This window comes from Streptomyces sp. NPDC002779 (genome assembly GCF_042888685.1).
Lineage (GTDB): Bacteria > Actinomycetota > Actinomycetes > Streptomycetales > Streptomycetaceae > Streptomyces.
This window is the reverse complement of the sequence record NZ_JBIAQC010000001.1, coordinates 722,494-734,822: the sequence shown is the minus strand read 5'-3', so window position 1 is coordinate 734,822 and position 12,329 is coordinate 722,494. Positions and strand designations below refer to the sequence as shown.

Genomic DNA, 12,329 nt, shown 5'->3' with positions numbered 1-12,329 from the left:
CGGGCCTCACCGGCGGCCGCGCCACAGACTCCGGGGCCGCGAGCGGCGGTCCCGGAGTGTCCCGGTCGGACCAGCGGTCACGCTAGGACGGGACGGGGGCGCCGGTGTCCGCCGTGCCGGTGCCCGGGTCCTCGGACGACGGCTCGGAGAGCTGCTCGCGCAGGTAGTCCCAGGCCACCGCGATCAGCGCGGCGACCGGTACCGCGAGCAGACTGCCCACGATGCCGGCCAGGCTGCCGCCCAAGGTCACCGCCAGCAGGATCACGGCCGCGTGGAGGCCGAGCCCGCGGCTCTGGATCATGGGCTGGAACACGTTGCCCTCGAGCTGCTGCACCACCACGATGATGGCCAGCACGAGCAGCGCGTCCGTCAGCCCGTTGGAGACCAGCGCGATGAGCACCGCGACGAAACCGGCGAACAGGGCACCGATGATCGGCACGAACGCAGAGACGAAGGTCAGCACCGCCAGCGGAAGCACCAGGGGCACGTCCAGGATCCACAGGCCCAGGCCGATCAGGACGGCGTCGAGCAGGCCGACGGCCGCCTGGGAACGCACGAACGAGCCCAGGGTGTCCCAGCCGCGCGCGGCCACGGTCGGGACGTCGGTGGCGAGCCGGCCGGGCAGCTGACGGGCGAGCCACGGCAGGAACCGCGGGCCGTCCTTGAGGAAGAAGAACATCAGGAAGAGCGCCAGGACGCCGGTGACCAGGCCGTTCAGCACGGTGCTCACACCCGTGACGACCGCGCCGGTGATGCTGCCCAGACCGTCCTGGGCGCGGGAGACCGCGCTGTCGAAGGCCTTGTTGATCTGTGCGTCGTCGATGTTCAGCGGCGGCCCGGCCGCCCACTCGCGCAATTCCTGCACACCCTTGATCACACCGTCGCTCAGTTCCCCGGACTGGGAGGCGACCGGCACCGCGATCAGCGCCACGATGCCCGCGGCGACCAGCAGGAACAGCACCGTCACGACCGACGCGGCGAGCGCGGGCGACCACCCGCGACGGAGCAGGAAACGCATCGGCGGCCAGGTCAGGGTGGTCAGCAGCAGGCCGATCACGAGCGGCCAGACGATCGACCACATCCGGCCCAGGAGCCACAGGCTCACCGCGAGCATGAGGAGTATGAGGAGCAACTCTCCGGAGGTCCGCGCTGATGTGCGCAGCGCGGCCCGGACCTTCGTGGAACTCAATGTGGCAGTCACGCAGGGCACCCTATGGGGACTCATGCCCCATGGGCACCACTGGTAACTTGCTGGACGGCTACTCGGTCGTCGCTTCCGGAGCCGCGACCAGGCCCGTCGGGCAGGACGCCCCCCAGTTCGTCTCGAACGGGGCGCTCAGCTTCACCCCGGTCCCGCCGATGCCGCAGTAGCCGCCCGGGTTCTTGTCGAGGTACTGCTGGTGGTAGCCCTCCGCCGGGTAGAAGGCGCGGCCCTCGGCCGGAAGGATCTCCGTGGTGATCGTGCCGTAGCCGGAGCCGGTGAGGACCTGCTGGTAGGCCGCGCGGGAGGACTCCGCCGCTGCCGCCTGGCCGGGGGTGTGGGTGTAGATCGCCGAGCGGTACTGGGTGCCCACGTCATTGCCCTGCCGGAAGCCCTGGGTCGGGTCGTGGGACTCCCAGAACGTCTTCAGCAGCTCGCCGTACGAGACCGCCTTCGGGTCGAACACCACGCGGACGACCTCCGTGTGGCCGGTCAGGCCCGAGCAGACCTCTTCGTAGGTGGGGTGCTCGGTGTAGCCGCCCTGGTAGCCGACGAGAGTGGTCCACACGCCCGCGGGGAGCTGCCAGAACTTGCGCTCGGCGCCCCAGAAGCAGCCCAGGGCGAAGTCGGCGACCTCCAGGCCCTCGGGGTAGGGGCCGAGCAGCGGGTTGCCGAGGACGGTGTGGCGGTCGGGGACGGTGAACGCCGGCTCGGGACGGCCGCCCAGCGCCTGCTCGGGGGTCGGCAGCTGAGGCGAACGGCTGTTCAGGAACATGCGGTCTCCAATCCCACGGGGTTCGCTCGGTTCAACAGGGCCGCGACCCCGGGCATTCCTCAGTGCGGCAGCGTCGCCGGGCTGCCGCCGTTGGCCTCGTAGCCGGCGACCGCCAGTGCCCGGTACACCGCGAACTCGGCGGCCGGGTCCGGGGAGAGCGTCCAGGGCAGGGCGCCGACATGGCCGTCGACGTGGACCAGCTGGTTCATGGCCTCCGCCCAGCGCTCGGCGCGGACCAGGAAGAACACCAGCAGATGGCGTACATGCGCCAGCATCGGGTCGTCGGGGCGCGCCGAGTGCACCGCGTGCAGCGCGCCGTGCATCGCCTTGGTCACCACTTCGCTCTGGTAGAAGCCGCTGACCAGGTTGACCTCGGGCAGATGCTCGAAGACGGCGAACAGCGGCATCGCCGCGAGCAGCGAGCCCCGCGGCGCCCGGGCCGCCGCGGCCTCCGCGAAGCCGTACGCCTGCTCACGCGAGCCGTGCCACTTCTCGCACCAGTAGTGCAGCGCGGCCAGGTGCGCGCCCATGTGGGTCGGCGCGCGGTCCAGGATCTTCAGCCACAGCTGCTCGAACTCCGGCTGCGAGTAGGCCAGTCCCCGGGCCACCGACAGCTCGACGATGTACGGGATCGGGTCGCCGGGAGCCAGCAGTGCCGCATCGCCGCAGGCCGCCCGCGCCTCCTCCATGATGATCCGGAACTCGTCCGTGCCGGGCGCCGCGGTGCGCCACGCCTGCTGCACCAGGAACTCCGCGTGCACCGCCGCGCCGCCCGCGTCCTTGGCCTGCTCGGCCCGCCACACCCGCAGCCACTGCCCGCCGGGCGTGTCACTGACCCCGCCGGGCCGTTGCTGGAGCTCAAGCGAGGCGGCGCCCGCGAAGGCCTGCACCCGCTGCCAGCGCAGCTCGCCCTCCGTCTCGGTGCCCGCGAGCAGCTGCGCGGCCGCCCGGTGGTCCTGCGTGCGCTGCACCAGGTCCAGCACGTCCAGCAGGTCCTGATCGGGCCCGGGCATCCGGACGTCCAGCTCCTCCTGCCGTACGAACCCGTAGTTCGCCGGGTCCGCGGCGTCCGGGTGGCCGGGCGGGACCTGCTCGATCATGCCCCGCCGGCGCCGCATGAACGGCAGCACCACGAAGCCGATCATGACCAGCGCCACCAGAACCCAGAGAATCTCCATGGCCCAAGGGTTCCAGACCGCACTGACAATTGGCCAACCCGGGCCGCGGCCTGTGGAAAACTCCCCGGTCGCCTCCTCCGTCCACTCCTCGGCCCGTCATCAGCGCCGTCGGAGCACTACGCTCGTGACTCATGAGCGACAGGCACATCAGTCAGCACTTCGAGACGCTCGCCATCCACGCGGGCAACACGGCGGACCCCCTCACCGGCGCGGTCGTCCCGCCGATCTATCAGGTCTCGACCTACAAGCAGGACGGCGTCGGCGGCCTGCGCGGCGGCTATGAGTACAGCCGGAGCGCCAACCCCACCAGGACCGCCCTGGAGGAGAACCTCGCGGCCCTGGAGGGCGGCCGTCGCGGGCTCGCGTTCGCGTCCGGCCTGGCGGCCGAGGACTGTCTGCTGCGCACGCTGCTCAGCCCCGGCGACCACGTGGTCATCCCCAACGACGCCTACGGCGGCACCTTCCGCCTGTTCGCGAAGGTCGTCGCCCGCTGGGGCGTGGAGTGGTCGGTCGCCGACACCAGCGATCCCGCCGCCGTACGGGCCGCCATCACCCCGAGGACCCGGGCCGTGTGGGTGGAGACCCCCTCCAACCCGCTGCTCGGCATCACCGACATCGCCGCGGTCGCCCAGGTCGCCCGGGACGCCGGCGCGCGGCTCGTCGTCGACAACACCTTCGCCACGCCCTACCTCCAGCAGCCGCTGTCGCTCGGCGCCGACGTCGTGGTGCACTCCCTGACCAAGTACATGGGCGGCCACTCCGACGTCGTCGGCGGTGCGCTGGTCGTCAGCGACGAGACGCTGGGCGAGGAGCTGGCCTTCCACCAGAACGCGATGGGCGCCGTCGCCGGTCCCTTCGACTCCTGGCTGGTGCTGCGCGGCACCAAGACGCTGTCGGTGCGCATGGACCGGCACAGCGAGAACGCCACCAAGGTCGCCGACATGCTCTCCCGGCACGCGCGCGTGACGGACGTGCTCTACCCGGGCCTGCCCGAGCACCCCGGCCACGAGATCGCCGCCAAGCAGATGCGGGCGTTCGGCGGCATGATCTCCTTCCGCGTGGCCGGCGGCGAGGAGGCGGCCGTCGAGGTCTGCAACCGCGCCCGGGTGTTCACCCTCGGCGAGTCCCTCGGCGGTGTCGAGTCGCTGATCGAGCACCCGGGCCGGATGACCCACGCCTCCGCGGCCGGCTCCGCCCTGGAGGTCCCGGCCGACCTGGTCCGCCTGTCCGTGGGCATCGAGAACGTGGAGGACCTCCTGGAGGACCTCCAGCAGGCGCTCGGCTAGTCCTTCACCAGCCCGTGAGCGGTGGAGTCACCTCCGACGGCGGCTCCACCCAGGGACGGGCCAGCAGGGCCCACACCAGGAACGCCACCGACGCGGCGAACATCAGCAGCCACATCAGCCGCAGGGCCGCCCTGCGCCGCCGCAGCATCCGCCCGCCGCGCCGCACGGCGTCCGCGCACAGGCCGGGCGGTACCACGGGCGGAGTGCGCTCCATGATCCGCCGTGCCGCGGCCTGCCGTTCGTTGCGGTTCATGACGCCGCGGCTCCCGCCGGTACGGCCGCGGGCGCGGGCCCACGCGGCGGGTGCAGCAGGGTCGCCGTCGCCCGGTCGCAGATCGTCCGCACCCGTTCCAGGGGCAGACCGAGCAGCGCCGCCGTCTGTTCCTCGGCGACCCCCTCGTACAGCCGTATGACGAGGATCAGGCGTTCCTGCGGGCCGAGCACGGCCAGCGGGCTGTCCGGGTGCGGGCGGGCCCGGCCGGGACCGCCGTGCTGATGCCAGGCCCCGCGCGCGAAGCGGGTGGCCAGATACTGCCGGGCGTGGTCGTAGGGATCCTCCCCGCGCAGCCGGTCCCAGCCGGCGTACGTATGGGCGAGGGCGAGCGTCAGCAGGCGCCGCGCGCGCGGGTTGTCGGCCGGTGCCTCCGCCGTGAGCAGAGTGGCGGTGTGCAACAGCCGGCCCGCCGCGCCCGCGACGAACGCCTCGAACTCCCGGACCCGGCGGACGCCTTGGAACGCATGCCGTTCTCGCACCGCGCCTCCCGCCTGAGGGCGACCCCCTGAGTGAGCGGATCCCGGCCACGTACGGGCGTACGAAGAGGACCCGGTTTCATATGAGGCCAGGGGCGGCCCGGGGTCAAGAGCCGGGCGGCACGTGTGTGCGCGGACCCGGAAGCTCCTAGGACGCCGAGGCCGGGGCCGGCTCGGCGCCCGGCATGCCGTGTGCCGCCATCCGGGCGGACAGCGCGCTGTTGAAGCGCGTCAGGAGCGTGCAGAACGCCTCGCGCTCCTCCGGCGCCCAGTCGTGTGTCAGCTCGGCCATCAACTGACGCCGGGAGGAGCGCACTTCCTCGAGCCGGGACTGCCCGCGCGGGGAGAGCTGCAGCACCACGGCCCGCCCGTCCTCGGGGTGCGAGGTGCGCTTGACGAGCCCGGTGTCGACGAGCGGGGCCACCTGCCGGGTGACCGTCGACGAGTCGATCCCCATGCTCGCGGCGAGCGCCTTGACCCCCATGGGGCCTTCCTTGTCGAGGCGGTTGAGCAGCAGGTATGCGGCGCGGTCCATGGAGTTGCGCACCTGCCCGACCCCACCGAGCCGGGTCTGTTCGGCACGGCGGGCGAACACCGCCACCTCGTGCTGCAGCGTGTCGAGGAGACCGGTGTCACCGACGGTCGACATGTCCATCGACATTTCAGGTGTTGTGGGCATGGCCGGGGGCTCACTTCATGAAGGGGTGCTGGGTTGGGGGACAGGTTACGCGGATGGGGCGCGGGCCGTACCGGCGCTGCGCAAACCAGTCTCGGTGGATGGTCACGGCGGGAGTCCGCACGTGTGAACTGCGAGACTTGAGTCATGAGCTACCGCAAGGCCGACCCGCTGCCGCCGGTCACGCTCGACGACGTGCGCGGCGCCCAGAAGATGCTCACGGGCGTGGCTCGGGTGACCGCGATGGAGGGCAGCCGGCACCTGTCCCAGCTCGTGGGCGCGCCGGTGCACTTCAAGTGCGAGAACCTCCAGCGGACGGGTTCGTTCAAGCTGCGCGGCGCCTACGTCCGGATCGCCGGGCTGCTGCCCGAGGAGCGGGCCGCGGGGGTGGTCGCGGCGAGCGCCGGCAACCACGCGCAGGGCGTCGCGCTCGCCTCCGCCCTGCTCGGGGTGGGCTCCACGGTGTTCATGCCGCACGGTGCCCCGCTGCCGAAGATCAGCGCCACCCGGGACTACGGCGCCGAGGTGCGCCTGCACGGCCAGGTGGTCGACGAGACGCTGGCCGCCGCCCAGGAGTACGCGGCCGAGACCGGCGCGGTGTTCATCCACCCCTTCGACCACGCCGACATCATCGCGGGCCAGGGCACGGTCGGCCTGGAGATCCTGGAGCAGTGCCCGGAGGTGCGCACGATCGTCGTCGGCATCGGCGGCGGCGGGCTCGCGGCCGGGATCGCCGTCGCGGTGAAGGCGATCCGGCCGGACGTGCGGATCGTGGGCGTGCAGGCGGTGGGCGCGGCGGCCTACCCGCCCTCGCTGGCGGCCGGGCGTCCGGTGTCGGTGCACAACCCGGCGACGATGGCCGACGGCATCAAGGTGGGGCGACCCGGCGACGTGCCGTTCCGGATCATCGGCGATCTGGTGGACGAGGTCCGCACGGTCACCGAGGACGAGCTGTCCACCGCCCTGCTGCTCTGCCTGGAGCGGGCCAAGCTGGTGGTGGAACCGGCCGGGGCGAGCCCGGTCGCGGCGCTGCTGAGCGACCCCGGCGCCTTCGAGGGCCCGGTGGTGGCGGTGCTGTCGGGCGGCAACGTCGACCCGGTGCTGATGCAGCGGGTGCTGCGGCACGGCATGGCGGCGCAGGGCCGCTACCTGGCCGTACGGCTGCGTCTCACGGACCGGCCGGGCGCCCTCGCCACGCTCCTCGGGGTGTTGTCAGTGGTGGACGCTAACGTCCTCGACGTGAGCCATGTACGGACCGATCCCCGGCTCGGGCTCACGGAGGCGGAGGTCGAGCTGCACCTGGAGACGAAGGGGCCGACGCACTGCGCCGAGGTCGGCCAGGCCCTGCGCGAGGCCGGTTACACGGTCATCGCCTGAGGACGGCAGAGGGCATCGGCTGAGGGCATCGGCCCAGGTCAGAGGCCCCTTGGTCACTCGTTCGAGTAATTCCGTTGAGAGACGCGATACATCGCGTTATGGTGTGTGTCGTGCCACACCTCAGGCCTACCGAACCATCCCCGACGACGTGGAGACTGATATGCCAGGCGCCATCCATGCCGAAGGTCTGGTCAAGACCTTCGGCGACGTAAAGGCACTGGACGGTGTCGACCTCGATGTCCCGGAGGGCACCGTCCTCGGCCTGCTCGGGCCGAACGGCGCGGGCAAGACCACCACCGTCCGCTGTCTGACGACCCTGCTGCGCCCCGACAGCGGCAAGGCCGTCGTCGCCGGTATCGACGTGCTCAAGCACCCCGACGCCGTGCGCCGTTCCATCGGCCTCTCCGGCCAGTTCGCGGCGGTCGACGAATACCTCACCGGCCGCGAGAACCTCCAGATGGTCGGCCAGCTCTATCAGATGCGGGCGAAGGCGGCGAAGGCCCGCGCGGCCGAGCTGCTGGAGCAGTTCGACCTCGCCGACGCCGCGGACCGCCCGACCAAGACTTACTCGGGCGGGATGCGCCGCCGCCTCGACCTCGCGGCCGCCCTGGTGGTCTCCCCGCCCGTGATGTTCATGGACGAGCCGACCACCGGCCTCGACCCGCGCAACCGCCAACTGCTGTGGGACGTCATCAAGCGGCTCGTCTCCGGCGGCACCACCCTGCTGCTGACCACCCAGTACCTGGAGGAGGCCGACCACCTCGCCCATGACATCGCCGTGGTCGACCACGGCCGGGTCATCGCCCAGGGCACCTCGGACCAGCTCAAGGCCCGCACCGGCGGCGAGCGCGTCGAGGTCGTGGTGCACGAGCGCGAGCACATGCAGTCCGCCTCCGAGGTGCTCAGCGGCTTCGGCAAGGGCGAGACCACCGTCGAGGACCACATGCGCAAGCTCACCGTTCCGGTGACCGGCGGCGCGAAGCTCCTCGCCGAGGTCATCCGCGAGCTGGACAGCCGAGGGATCGAGATCGACGACATCGGGCTGCGCCGCCCGACCCTCGACGACGTCTTCATGTCCCTGACCGGCCACGCCGCCGAGGTCAGGGACAAGGAATCCGACAAGGAGGCAGCCAAGTGAGCGCCGTCACCGACGCCGTGCCGGTCACGGCCCCCGCCCACCCGCTCGTCCAGTCCGTCCGGGACTCCCTGGTCGTGGCCAAGCGGAACCTCATCCGCATGTCCCGGATCCCGGAGATGGTCATCTTCGGACTGATCCAGCCGATCATGTTCGTGGTGCTGTTCAGCTACGTCTTCGGCGGCTCCATGAACATCGGCGGCACCACGGAGTCCTCCGTCTACCGCGAGTTCCTGATGGCCGGCATCTTCGCGCAGACCGTCACCTTCGCCACCGCCGGCGCCGGGGCGGGCATCGCCGACGACATGCACAAGGGCCTCATCGACCGCTTCCGGTCCCTGCCGATGGCGCGGGGCGCGGTGCTCACCGGCCGCACCCTGGCCGACCTGGTGCAGACGGCGCTCACGCTGTTCGTACTGGCCATGGTCGCGCTGCTGGTCGGCTGGCGTACGCACACCAGCTTCGGCGAGGTGCTCGGCGCCTTCGGCCTGCTGCTTCTGCTCGGCTATGCGTTCACCTGGGTCGGAGCGCTGATCGGCCTGTCGGTGCGGACTCCGGAGGCCGCCACCTCGGGCGGACTGATCTGGCTGTTCCCGGTCACGTTCATCTCGAACGCGTTCGTGGACTCCAGCCGGATGACCCCCTGGCTCCAGCACGTCGCCGACTGGAACCCCTTCAGCGCCACGGTGCAGGCGTGCCGCGAGCTCTTCGGCAACCCCGGGGTCTCGCCCTCCGACGCCTGGCCCATGCAACATCCGGTGTGGGCGTCGCTGATCTACTCGGTCCTGATCATCGCGCTGTTCCGGACGCTGGCGGTCCGCAAGTACCGCTCCGCGGCGGCATGACGACGCCCCCGGCGTCACAGGGACGCCGGGGGCGGGTCAAGGGCGTACGGCCGGGGGCCGGGGTCAGCCGCTGTAGGGCTCGGCCTTCAGGATCCGCACCGAGGCCTTCTTGCCGTTCGGCAGCTCGTACTCCGCGTCCTCGCCGACCTTGTGGCCCATCACGCCGGAGCCCAGCGGGGACTGCGGGGAGTAGGTCTCGATGTCGGAGCTCGCGTACTCACGCGAGGCGAGCAGGAAGGACAGGGTGTCGTCCTCGTCACCGTCGAAGGCGATCGTCACGACCATGCCGGGCGCGACCTCGCCCTCCGCCGAGGTCGGCGCCTCGCCGACCTGGGCGTTCTCGAGAAGCTGGGTCAGCTGGCGCACACGGAGCTCCTGCTTGCCCTGCTCCTCCTTGGCCGCGTGGTACCCGCCGTTCTCGCGCAGGTCGCCCTCCTCGCGCGCGGCCGCGATCTTGGCGGCGATCTCCGTGCGCGCAGGACCAGTAAGGTACGCAAGCTCGTCCTTGAGCTTGTTGTACGCCTCCTGGGTCAGCCAGGTGACGGACTCGCTGGTCTGGGTCACAGGTGCTCCTCGTCGGTACTGGGAATACAAAGCATCGCCCTACCCAGAAGAATGTTCCTTCACGGAAGGGCGAAACCACGAGCCTAACAATTCCAGGGCGTCAGGGGGAGGACATAAGCCGCCAGAATTACGTCAACGCAGGTCAGCGCCTACGTATTGCGGGCGAACCCGCTCCGGGCCCGGGCGGGCCGGGTCAGTCCGCGTGACAGCCGAGCAGCTCGGCCGTGGTGCCCTTGGACGTCGTACGCAACGTGACGACCTCGTCGATCCGCGTGGCGTCACCGTCGAAGCGGAAGTCCGCCCGGCCGACCTCGGCGCCGTTCTCCGCCTGCGAGCGGATCGTGCAGTACCCGGAGGCGCCGGCGTCCTTGCGGACCTCCAGATGCACCTTGACCGAGGTCTTCGTGAAGTCGTACTCGATGACCTCGGCGCTGATCTTGTTCTGGCCGACGTAGTGGTAGCCGAAGTAGCCCACGACCACCACGAGCAGGGTTCCGAGGACGGCGGCGGCGAGCTTGAGCCGGTGGTCGGCGCGCTCGTCCGAGGAGCGTCCGTACCGGCCCTCGGGCGGTCGTGTGCTCGCCGTGGTCATGATCGTCCTCTCGCGGGGCGGGCGGTGGAGCAGGCCCCGGAATTATTCGGCCCCCGATTCGGTCACTATAGAAGCCGCCGTTTGCGCCCGTTCATCCGGGTGCGCCGACCGACGAGGATTGAGTCTTGACTGACCAGCTGCGACTGATGGCCGTCCACGCCCACCCCGACGACGAGTCGAGCAAGGGCGCGGCCACCATGGCGAAGTACGTGTCCGAGGGGGTGGACGTGCTGGTCGTGACCTGCACGGGCGGGGAGCGCGGCTCCATCCTGAACCCCAAGCTCCAGGGCGACCGGTACATCGAGGAGAACATCCACGAGGTACGCAGGAAGGAGATGGACGAGGCCCGCGAGATCCTCGGCGTCAAGCAGGAGTGGCTCGGTTTCGTCGACTCCGGCCTGCCCGAGGGCGACCCGCTGCCGCCGCTGCCCGAGGGCTGTTTCGCCCTGGAGGACGTCGACGAGGCGGCCGGTGAGCTGGTCCGCAAGATCCGCTCCTTCCGCCCGCAGGTGATCACCACCTACGACGAGAACGGCGGCTACCCGCACCCCGACCACATCATGACCCACAAGATCTCGATGGTGGCGTTCGAGGGCGCGGCGGACACCGAGAAGTACCCGGAGGACGAGTTCGGCCCGGCGTACCAGCCGGTCAAGCTCTACTACAACCAGGGCTTCAACCGCCCCCGCACCGAGGCGCTGCACCAGGCGCTGCTGGACCGGGGCATGGAGTCGCCGTACGGGGACTGGCTCAAGCGCTGGGACGAGTTCCAGCGCACCGAGCGCACGCTGACCACGCACATCCCCTGCGCCGAGTTCTACGAGATCCGCGACAAGGCCCTGATCGCGCACCGCACGCAGATCGACCCCGACGGAGGCTGGTTCCGGGTGCCCATGGAGCTCCAGAAGGAGGTCTGGCCGACGGAGGAGTACGAGCTGGCGAAGTCCCTCGTCGATACCTCCCTCCCCGAGGACGACCTCTTCGCGGGCGTCCGCGACAATGCCTGACATGAGCGCAAGCGCAAGCCTGGCAATGACCCAGCTGGCCACCCTCGCCAAGGAGGTCGACGAGGACAAGGTCACCCCCGGTGTCCTCGGCTTCATCGTCTTCGCGGTGATGGCACTGGCCGTGTGGGGCCTGATGAAGTCGATGAACAAGCACATGGGCAAGGTGGCCTTCACGGAGGCCCCGGACCCGAAGGCGGACACCCCCGGGGACGCCGAGAAGGGCTGAGCTCACCACGCGTGGTCGGCCAGTGACAGCAGGAGATGCGCCGACTCCGGCCGTACATGGTCGGAGTGGGCGCCCGACCAGCCGCGGCGGCGGACGAACACGTCCGAGGCGTCGACGCTGACGAACCGGTGGTCGAGGACGTCGTGCGGGTACGGCTCGGCGGGGCCGCGCATCCGGATGCCGAGCGCGCCGGCGAGGCGTACGAGCGGTGGCAGTCCGCGCGGCTGGTGGGACGTCGAAGGAGCCCTTGGAGAACCGCGAGAAGAGCTCGACACCGCACCTCGTGCAGTTGGTCGGCGTCCTTCCAGCCGCGTTTCTCGCGTGAGGTGGCGATCACCATCAACCCGGAACAGCGCCGTGACCTCTCGAGCAGAGGCCGCGCGGCAGACGTGCCCTCCGTGTCCAACGCACCGCCGAGGGAGAGCCAGTGCACCGGGAGGGGATCCGTTGCGGTCAGGGCCCTGAGCTCGTGGCCGTACCGCCGCACCGGTTGACCCGCGAGGGCGGACTTGCCCACACCGCCCGGCCCGTGCAGGACGACCAGGTACGGCCCCCGCGTCCAGTCGCTGAGGCTCGGGGGCAGCCCGCTGAGAAGCGCGGCGATCTCCCGCTCCCGTCCCACGAACCGATCTTCGTCCGGCGGCCCCGTCGGACCGCGCAGGTCACGCCCCACCGGTTCACCCCCGAACCCCCTACCCGGCAACCCGACCACGTTCC

At 70.9% G+C, this 12,329-nt stretch carries 15 protein-coding genes; 6 read left to right on the top strand and 9 right to left on the bottom strand.

Translation table 11 applies throughout. The features are described 5' to 3' along the window. Positions 1–82 precede the first annotated feature (82 nt). From ACFYW5_RS03305 to ACFYW5_RS03295, 3 genes are read right to left on the bottom strand one after another with little or no spacing between them, the layout of a single operon-like run. Positions 83–1,201 carry an AI-2E family transporter gene (locus ACFYW5_RS03305; RefSeq protein WP_389415226.1) on the bottom strand — a complete coding sequence of 373 codons (1,119 nt, stop codon included), beginning with the start codon at positions 1,199–1,201 and terminating at the stop codon, positions 83–85. 58 nt (positions 1,202–1,259) lie between these two features. Continuing rightward, positions 1,260–1,976, bottom strand: coding sequence for a peptide-methionine (S)-S-oxide reductase MsrA (gene msrA / locus ACFYW5_RS03300; RefSeq protein WP_389415225.1), 717 nt, complete (start codon positions 1,974–1,976; stop codon positions 1,260–1,262). A 59-nt stretch (positions 1,977–2,035) separates the two neighbouring features. Next, the gene (locus ACFYW5_RS03295; RefSeq protein ID WP_389415224.1) at positions 2,036–3,154 is read right to left on the bottom strand and encodes a hypothetical protein; all 1,119 of its coding nucleotides are present in this window, start codon (positions 3,152–3,154) and stop codon (positions 2,036–2,038) included. A 131-nt stretch (positions 3,155–3,285) separates the two neighbouring features. Between ACFYW5_RS03295 and ACFYW5_RS03290 the strand changes: the two genes are divergently transcribed. Next, positions 3,286–4,440: a cystathionine gamma-synthase gene (locus tag ACFYW5_RS03290; protein ID WP_389415223.1), complete on the top strand. Its 1,155-nt coding sequence runs from the start codon at positions 3,286–3,288 to the stop codon at positions 4,438–4,440. A gap of 4 nt (positions 4,441–4,444) precedes the next feature. Here ACFYW5_RS03290 and ACFYW5_RS03285 read toward each other — a convergent pair whose 3' ends face one another. From ACFYW5_RS03285 to ACFYW5_RS03275, 3 genes are all read right to left on the bottom strand, one after another. Then, positions 4,445–4,693: a hypothetical protein gene (locus ACFYW5_RS03285; RefSeq protein WP_389415222.1), complete on the bottom strand. Its 249-nt coding sequence runs from the start codon at positions 4,691–4,693 to the stop codon at positions 4,445–4,447. Next, positions 4,690–5,193 carry a sigma factor-like helix-turn-helix DNA-binding protein gene (locus tag ACFYW5_RS03280; RefSeq protein WP_389415221.1) on the bottom strand — a complete coding sequence of 168 codons (504 nt, stop codon included), beginning with the start codon at positions 5,191–5,193 and terminating at the stop codon, positions 4,690–4,692. The genes ACFYW5_RS03285 and ACFYW5_RS03280 overlap by 4 nt, the downstream gene beginning before the upstream one ends. Before the next feature lie 145 nt (positions 5,194–5,338). Then, the gene (locus tag ACFYW5_RS03275; protein WP_250078845.1) at positions 5,339–5,851 is read right to left on the bottom strand and encodes a MarR family winged helix-turn-helix transcriptional regulator; all 513 of its coding nucleotides are present in this window, start codon (positions 5,849–5,851) and stop codon (positions 5,339–5,341) included. 162 nt (positions 5,852–6,013) lie between these two features. Between ACFYW5_RS03275 and ilvA the strand changes: the two genes are divergently transcribed. From ilvA to ACFYW5_RS03260, 3 genes are all read left to right on the top strand, one after another. Further along, the gene (gene ilvA / locus ACFYW5_RS03270) at positions 6,014–7,243 is read left to right on the top strand and encodes a threonine ammonia-lyase (protein ID WP_389415220.1); all 1,230 of its coding nucleotides are present in this window, start codon (positions 6,014–6,016) and stop codon (positions 7,241–7,243) included. A 160-nt stretch (positions 7,244–7,403) separates the two neighbouring features. After that, positions 7,404–8,381: an ATP-binding cassette domain-containing protein gene (locus tag ACFYW5_RS03265; protein WP_389415219.1), complete on the top strand. Its 978-nt coding sequence runs from the start codon at positions 7,404–7,406 to the stop codon at positions 8,379–8,381. Continuing rightward, positions 8,378–9,223 carry an ABC transporter permease gene (locus ACFYW5_RS03260; protein ID WP_389415218.1) on the top strand — a complete coding sequence of 282 codons (846 nt, stop codon included), beginning with the start codon at positions 8,378–8,380 and terminating at the stop codon, positions 9,221–9,223. Before ACFYW5_RS03265 ends, ACFYW5_RS03260 begins: the two co-directional genes overlap by 4 nt. Before the next feature lie 63 nt (positions 9,224–9,286). On the opposite strand, the gene greA is transcribed toward ACFYW5_RS03260, so the two are convergent. Continuing rightward, entirely contained in the window at positions 9,287–9,787 is a 501-nt protein-coding gene (gene greA, locus ACFYW5_RS03255) for a transcription elongation factor GreA (protein ID WP_389415217.1), read from the bottom strand. Positions 9,788–9,980: 193 nt separating this feature from the next. Next, a complete protein-coding gene (locus ACFYW5_RS03250; protein ID WP_389415216.1) occupies positions 9,981–10,379 on the bottom strand; it encodes a DUF4307 domain-containing protein in 399 nt (132 codons plus the stop codon). 125 nt (positions 10,380–10,504) lie between these two features. Between ACFYW5_RS03250 and mca the strand changes: the two genes are divergently transcribed. Both mca and ACFYW5_RS03240 read left to right on the top strand, forming a co-directional pair. Beyond that, entirely contained in the window at positions 10,505–11,386 is an 882-nt protein-coding gene (mca, locus tag ACFYW5_RS03245; RefSeq protein WP_389415215.1) for a mycothiol conjugate amidase Mca, read from the top strand. After that, a complete protein-coding gene (locus ACFYW5_RS03240) occupies positions 11,379–11,612 on the top strand; it encodes a hypothetical protein (RefSeq protein WP_389415214.1) in 234 nt (77 codons plus the stop codon). The genes mca and ACFYW5_RS03240 overlap by 8 nt, the downstream gene beginning before the upstream one ends. Before the next feature lie 2 nt (positions 11,613–11,614). Here ACFYW5_RS03240 and ACFYW5_RS03235 read toward each other — a convergent pair whose 3' ends face one another. Then, positions 11,615–11,887, bottom strand: coding sequence for a hypothetical protein (locus ACFYW5_RS03235; protein ID WP_389415213.1), 273 nt, complete (start codon positions 11,885–11,887; stop codon positions 11,615–11,617). Positions 11,888–12,329: the final 442 nt, after the last annotated feature.

Bases quoted from the DNA above. Each gene is read 5' to 3' on its own strand.
- msrA (WP_389415225.1), bottom strand. From the start codon at position 1,976: ATGTTCCTGAACAGCCGTTCGCCTCAGCTGCCGACCCCCGAGCAGGCG.
- ACFYW5_RS03295 (WP_389415224.1), bottom strand. From the start codon at position 3,154: ATGGAGATTCTCTGGGTTCTGGTGGCGCTGGTCATGATCGGCTTCGTG.
- ACFYW5_RS03290 (WP_389415223.1), top strand. From the start codon at position 3,286: ATGAGCGACAGGCACATCAGTCAGCACTTCGAGACGCTCGCCATCCAC.
- ACFYW5_RS03285 (WP_389415222.1), bottom strand. From the start codon at position 4,693: ATGAACCGCAACGAACGGCAGGCCGCGGCACGGCGGATCATGGAGCGC.
- ACFYW5_RS03275 (WP_250078845.1), bottom strand. From the start codon at position 5,851: ATGTCGATGGACATGTCGACCGTCGGTGACACCGGTCTCCTCGACACG.
- ilvA (WP_389415220.1), top strand. From the start codon at position 6,014: ATGAGCTACCGCAAGGCCGACCCGCTGCCGCCGGTCACGCTCGACGAC.
- ACFYW5_RS03265 (WP_389415219.1), top strand. From the start codon at position 7,404: ATGCCAGGCGCCATCCATGCCGAAGGTCTGGTCAAGACCTTCGGCGAC.
- ACFYW5_RS03250 (WP_389415216.1), bottom strand. From the start codon at position 10,379: ATGACCACGGCGAGCACACGACCGCCCGAGGGCCGGTACGGACGCTCC.
- ACFYW5_RS03240 (WP_389415214.1), top strand. From the start codon at position 11,379: ATGCCTGACATGAGCGCAAGCGCAAGCCTGGCAATGACCCAGCTGGCC.